Origin of the sequence: Natronospira sp. (genome assembly GCF_007134575.1) — a bacterium.
Taxonomy (GTDB): domain Bacteria; phylum Pseudomonadota; class Gammaproteobacteria; order Natronospirales; family Natronospiraceae; genus Natronospira; species Natronospira elongata.
The window spans coordinates 1-5,583 of the sequence record NZ_SLKM01000086.1 but is presented as its reverse complement, the minus strand read 5'-3'; the positions used below and the strand labels follow the sequence as shown (position 1 = coordinate 5,583).

Below are 5,583 nucleotides of genomic sequence, written 5' to 3'. Positions count from 1 at the left end.
GGTCTGGTGCTTGATCTGCGCAACAACCCCGGGGGCATCCTGCGGGGCGCGGTGGAAATCAGCGACCTGTTTCTGGAAGAAGGGGTGATCGTCTCGGCGGAAGGACGAACCCGCTCGGCACGCTTCAGTCACAAAGCCAGCCAGGGTGACCTGATGCTGGGCGCCCCCATCGTGGTGCTGGTCAACCGGGGCAGTGCCTCGGCCTCGGAAATCGTTGCCGGTGCCCTGCAGGATCACGGGCGGGCCACGGTCCTGGGCAGCTCTTCCTTTGGCAAGGGCTCGGTCCAGACCATCATGCCCCTGTCCGGGGAAGCGGCCATGAAATTGACCACGGCACGCTATGTCACCCCTCTTGGGCGGGCCATCGAAAAGGATGGCGTGCATCCGGACCTGGATTTTCGCGACGATGAAGCGGTGCCACGGGAAGGGGCTGCCATGGGGGAACGTGCCCGGCAGGCCTGGCAAACGGCCGAACCGGTGGCCTTTGATGACGATGACGAGGTCCTGGGGCACGCCGTGCGTGTCCTCCGTGGCATGGACGGCAAGCGGATGGCGGAAGGCCAGTGAGGTTCGTAAGCAGGCTCTGGGTATTATTTCTGCTGAGCTGTCTCCCGGGCCTCACGGTCGGGGAGACGCCCCGCATGGCGGTCATCATTGACGACCTGGGTGACCGCCTGCTGCTGGATCGTCGGGCCGTTGACCTGCCCGTGCCCTTGAGCTGCGCCATTCTCCCCCATACCCCGCATGCCCGGCGGGTCGCCAGCGATTGTGCCGAGAACGGCAAGGAAGTCATGCTGCACCTTCCCTTGCAGGCGAAGGAAAATAATCAGCTTTTGGGGCCCGGGCGGCTGGAACTGGACATGGATGAGGCCACTTTCCGCGAGACCTTCCGCCGCAGCCTGGCGTCGGTTCCGGGCGTTCGGGGCGTCAACAATCACATGGGCAGCCTGCTCACCCGCCATCCCGGAGCCATGGCCTGGCTGATGGAGGAGTTGCGTGAGGCGGGCCTGTTTTTCATCGACAGCCGCACCACGCCGCACAGCGTGGCCTATGATGTCGCCCGTGAACACGCCGTGCCGGCGGGCCGTCGGGACATCTTCCTGGATCGCAGCCGGGATCCGGCGGAGATTGAAGCGGCCCTGGACCGAGCCATTCGCATTGCCCACCAGCGGGGAGAAGTCGTTGTCATTGGCCATCCCTATCCCGAGACCCTGGAGGTGCTGGAGGCACGGCTGCCCTGGCTGGAAACCGAAAGTGGTGTGGAATTGATCAACGCATCGGCCCTGCTTGAAGGCGGGGACGATCCTGTCCTTTCAGAGGGGGCGAGCGATGAGCAAGCAAGTGCTGGTGCCACTGGCGGACGGCTGTGAGGAACTGGAAGCGGTCACCATCATTGACCTGCTGCGACGCGCCGGTGTCGAGGTAAGCATTGCCGGGCTCGACGGCACCGCCGTCACCGGCAGTCACGGCATTCGTTTGGGCATCGAGATGAATCTGGACGAGGCCCTGGAGAGGGACTTCGACATGGTGGTATTGCCCGGTGGCATGCCCGGTGCGAGCCATCTCCAGGAAGACGAGCGGGTGATCAAGCTACTCAAGCAGATGACGGAGTCGGGCAAGTTCACCGGGGCCATCTGCGCCGCGCCCAAGGTGCTGGCCAGCGCCGGCCTGCTGCGCGGAAAGAAGGCCACCAGCTTTCCGGGCTTTCTCGACCATACCGATAATCTGGTGGGGGAGTACCGTGAGGAGGCGGTGGTCCAGGACGGCAAGGTCATTACCTCTCGCGGGCCGGGCACCGCCATGGATTTTGCCCTGCATCTGGTCGAGCTGTTGCTTGGCCGTGAGAAACGGGAAGAGGTTGAAGGCCGCCTGCAACGGCCCTGACTCAACCCCAGGCGGTACCGACGCGGGCGAGGATAAACAGCGCCGCCATGATTACAGCAATAACAAGAACGGTTCGGGGTTTGGGTCGCCACATATCGTGCTCAATCTCCCTGCTTATTTCTCGCCTCGATAAAGCCCGAACAGCAGTAACAGCCCGCCCAGACCGGCACCGCCCAGGCTAGCCCAGACCGGCAGGCTGCCAAGGCTGAAGCCGGCGGCGACGATCAGGCTGCCACCACCGATCACCGCCCGGGTGGCACGGTGCTGGCGGCGGGTATCCCGCTGTATTTCAGTCAACTGCCGACTGTGGGCGCGGAAATCCAGCTCGCCACTCTCCATCCGACTCAGGACCTGCTCGGCCAGTACGGGGACACGATGAAGGGCATCCCCGAGCTCGGGTAAGGCATCGCGGAAACGCCGAAACACCGCCCGCGGACCAATCTGCTGGCGCATCCAGTCTTCCAGGAAGGGCTTGGCCGTCTGCCACAGATCCAGGTCAGGGTAGAGTTCCCGTCCCAGGCCCTCGATATTCAGCAGGGTCTTTTGCAGGAGTACCAGTTGTGGCTGGACCTCCATCTGGAAACGCCTTGCCACCTGAAACAGGCGCAACAGGAGTTTGCCGAAGGAGATCTCCTTCAGAGGCTTGTCGAAGATGGGTTCGCAGACGGTGCGGATGGCGGTCTCGAATTCGTCCACCCGGGTCTCCGGCGGAACCCAGCCGGACTCCACATGCAGTTCCGCGACCTTGCGATAGTCGCGATTGAAGAAGGCGAGAAAGTTTTCCGCCAGGTAATGCTGGTCACGGGGACTCAAGGTGCCGACGATGCCGAAATCCACTGCCAGATAGCGGGGATCCCGGGGATCCGTGGCATCGACGAAGATGTTGCCTGGATGCATATCGGCATGGAAGAAATTGTCGCGAAAGACCTGGGTGAAAAATATCTCCACCCCCCGCTCTGACAATGTCTTCATATCCACGCCGGCGGCTCTCAACTCCTCGGTGCGACTGACCGGGATGCCGTGGATCCGCTCCATCACCATCACATCGGGATGGCAAAGGGGCCACTCCACTTCAGGAATGTAAAGCAGCGGCGAACGCTCAAAATTGCGTCTCAGCTGAGAGGCATTGGCCGCCTCCCGCATGAGGTCGAGCTCGTCGAGAATGGTCTTCTCGTACTCAGCCACCACCTCCACCGGCCGCAGTCTCGGGCCTTCGCTCCAATAACGTTGGGCAAGGCCGGCAATCAGGTAGAGCAGGGCGATATCGCGCCGGATGAGACGTTCGATGCCGGGACGCAGGACCTTGATGACCACGGCCCGGCCATCGCGAAGCTGTGCGGTATGGACCTGGGCGATGGAGGCGGAGGCCAGCGGGGTTTCATTGAAGTGATCAATGACGGCATCCACCGGCTCTTCCCAGGCCCGTTCCACCACGGCCCGGGCCATGGACCCGGGAAAGGGCGGGACCCGGTCCTGGAGCCGGGCCAGTTCATCGGCCACATCCTGAGGCAGAAGGTCGCGCCGGGTGGAAAGCATCTGGCCAAACTTGATGAAGATTGGCCCGAGATCTTCCAGGGCCCGACGAATACGCACCGCCCGCGGCGTGCGCCGGCGACCAAACCAGTGCCAGGGGGCGAGAAAGAGCAAAAAGCGAAACGGCCTGAAGACACGGGTGGCGAACAGGACTTCATCGAGCCCATGACGCAGCAGGACCCACTGGATATGTATCAGACGCAGGAGATGGCGTGGACGAATCAAGAACGGCGCCCCTGTCCGAAATGGTCAAAACGGGCGGTGAGCCGGTCCACATCCTCGCGCAGTTGATCCACGGCGTCCAGGTAGGCTTCCACCTCGCTGCGGTCCGGCACGGCCCGCAATTCGTCCCGCAGGTATTCGGCCAGATTGCGGGCCAGGATGTCACGGCTTTGCCGGCCCCAGGCCAGGACCTGGCGAGTCGCCTGACCCAGACCATGGGCCACGCTGTCGCCAGTGATCCCCGCCAGGGCTTCTTCCCAATCGGGATCAATCGCAGTCAGCAAGGCCTGCACCTCGCGGGCAGCCTCCATATTGCCCTCGACGGTGACTTCGCGCGGGAAGCTGCCGCCGGCACGGCCTTCCAGCGCGGCCTTGAGCAATTCAGGGGCGCGCCCGGAGAGCTTGAGATCCTGCCGCTGGGGATCCACCGCCGACAGGCGCAGGCTGCGGCCGTTGGAGGCAATCCAGACCGAAATATCCAGATCTTGAAGGTACAACTGGATGACGCGACCTTCCAGGCCCTGGATGGCAGCGGGACCGCCGGCCGCGCTGGCCAGGACGCGGTTGATGGAGCGCTCCAGTGTTGTCAGCAGGATGTTGGGTATTTGCATTGACGCCCCCCAGGCGTTTCCTGGTGCCGGAATCAGAGACGATAGCCGCGATGCAGGGCCACCACCCCGCCAGTGAGATCAAACCACGCCACCCGCTCGAAGCCGGCGGCCGTCATCATGGCCTTGAGCGTGGGCTGGTCGGGGTGCTTGCGAATGGACTCGGCAAGATAACGATAACTGTCGGCATCACCCGCGACCCACTCCCCCAGACGAGGCAAAACCTGAAACGAATACAGGTCATAAAAGGGCCTGATCAGGTCATTGGGGCGGGAGAATTCCAGCACCAACAGCCGTCCACCGGGCTTGAGCACGCGATGCATTTCCGCCAGGGCGCGGTCCTTGTGGGTGACATTGCGCAGGCCAAAGCCGATGGTGACGCAGTCAAAATGCCGGTCCGGGAAGGGCAGGACCTCGGCATCGGCCTGGACCACGGCAAGGTTCTCGCCCGCACCTTCATCCACCAGGCGATCCCGGCCACGGCCCAGCATGCTGGCATTGATATCCGACAGAACCACGGCGCCGCTGTCGCCCACCTGCTTCAGCAGGCCCCGACTGAGGTCACCGGTACCGCCGGCCAGATCCAGGACCCGGTCGCCGGGTCGCAATCCGGTCCGGGCCAGGGTGAACTGCTTCCAGATTCGGTGCAGGCCGCCGGACATGAGGTCATTCATGACATCGTAGCGTTCGGCCACGGAGTCGAACACGCCCCGCACCCGCTGGGCCTTCTCACCCACCGGTACTTCCTGGTAACCGAAATCCACCGTTGCGCGGTCCTGCTCGGCCATACCCGGCTCCTCTGTCTCGGGCGCCCATTCTAGCAGTTGGAAGTCGGCTTCGGGTGCGAAGCCTGTTCGCTTTTGATCCTTGCGGGATCGGATCTGTTTCCGCGTACGGAGATCGTGATTGAGGAAGGCTGGAGCGGCACAAACGATTGCTGCGTGTGTTTGCTTTTCATTGGGAGCTAACGGCCAAGTGAGCCTTAGGACCGTTCCGCTTCGGTGATGGGTGTGTCCCGACCTTGATGCCGACAGCGATTTGCAAGGACGCTATGGATACATCCCTGTACGCTCTGGGTTCGGCATCCTGCCTCACACAGCCTTGCAAATCGCAGCCGGCACCAAGGTCTACTGTTGTGGGCGATCACCTGGGCAGTGCCGACCGCAAGGCTAATTCAGGTCGCAAAGTATCTTATGAGCTTTTTCGCTTCACTTACCAGGATGGCGCTTGACGCCACCGCTGGCGGCGCGCTCGACGCGTTGCTTGTAGTCGGCCCAGTTCTTTTCGTAGTCGTGGCCCATTTCAAACAGGAACTGCCAGGTGTAGAGGCCGGAGT

6 protein-coding genes are annotated in these 5,583 nt (G+C 62.9%); 3 read left to right on the top strand and 3 right to left on the bottom strand.

Annotated features, from left to right (window positions below; genetic code table 11):
* The 3 genes from ACJWXQ_RS03410 to ACJWXQ_RS03400 all read left to right on the top strand — a co-directional run.
* On the top strand, positions 1–567 hold a 567-nt coding region (locus ACJWXQ_RS03410), incomplete at its 5' end, for a S41 family peptidase (RefSeq protein WP_406672145.1).
* 74 nt (positions 568–641) lie between these two features.
* Positions 642–1,370: a divergent polysaccharide deacetylase family protein gene (locus tag ACJWXQ_RS03405; RefSeq protein WP_346050598.1), complete on the top strand. Its 729-nt coding sequence runs from the start codon at positions 642–644 to the stop codon at positions 1,368–1,370.
* Positions 1,330–1,884, top strand: coding sequence for a DJ-1 family glyoxalase III (locus ACJWXQ_RS03400; RefSeq protein ID WP_346050599.1), 555 nt, complete (start codon positions 1,330–1,332; stop codon positions 1,882–1,884). Before ACJWXQ_RS03405 ends, ACJWXQ_RS03400 begins: the two co-directional genes overlap by 41 nt.
* A 114-nt stretch (positions 1,885–1,998) precedes the next feature.
* Here ACJWXQ_RS03400 and ubiB read toward each other — a convergent pair whose 3' ends face one another.
* From ubiB to ubiE, 3 genes are read right to left on the bottom strand one after another with little or no spacing between them, the layout of a single operon-like run.
* Positions 1,999–3,642: a ubiquinone biosynthesis regulatory protein kinase UbiB gene (gene ubiB, locus ACJWXQ_RS03395; protein WP_346050600.1), complete on the bottom strand. Its 1,644-nt coding sequence runs from the start codon at positions 3,640–3,642 to the stop codon at positions 1,999–2,001.
* Positions 3,639–4,250, bottom strand: coding sequence for an SCP2 sterol-binding domain-containing protein (locus ACJWXQ_RS03390; protein WP_346050601.1), 612 nt, complete (start codon positions 4,248–4,250; stop codon positions 3,639–3,641). The genes ubiB and ACJWXQ_RS03390 overlap by 4 nt, the downstream gene beginning before the upstream one ends.
* Before the next feature lie 32 nt (positions 4,251–4,282).
* Positions 4,283–5,035, bottom strand: a complete 753-nt coding sequence (ubiE, locus tag ACJWXQ_RS03385; protein WP_406672144.1) for a bifunctional demethylmenaquinone methyltransferase/2-methoxy-6-polyprenyl-1,4-benzoquinol methylase UbiE — start codon at positions 5,033–5,035, stop codon at positions 4,283–4,285.
* Between the last annotated feature and the right edge of the window lie 548 nt (positions 5,036–5,583).

What these genes read in the sequence shown, in the direction of transcription:
- ACJWXQ_RS03405 (WP_346050598.1), top strand. Translation starts at nt 642, where the DNA reads ATGGCGGTCATCATTGACGACCTGGGTGACCGCCTGCTGCTGGATCGT.
- ACJWXQ_RS03400 (WP_346050599.1), top strand. Translation starts at nt 1,330, where the DNA reads ATGAGCAAGCAAGTGCTGGTGCCACTGGCGGACGGCTGTGAGGAACTG.
- ACJWXQ_RS03390 (WP_346050601.1), bottom strand. Translation starts at nt 4,250, where the DNA reads ATGCAAATACCCAACATCCTGCTGACAACACTGGAGCGCTCCATCAAC.
- ubiE (WP_406672144.1), bottom strand. Translation starts at nt 5,035, where the DNA reads ATGGCCGAGCAGGACCGCGCAACGGTGGATTTCGGTTACCAGGAAGTA.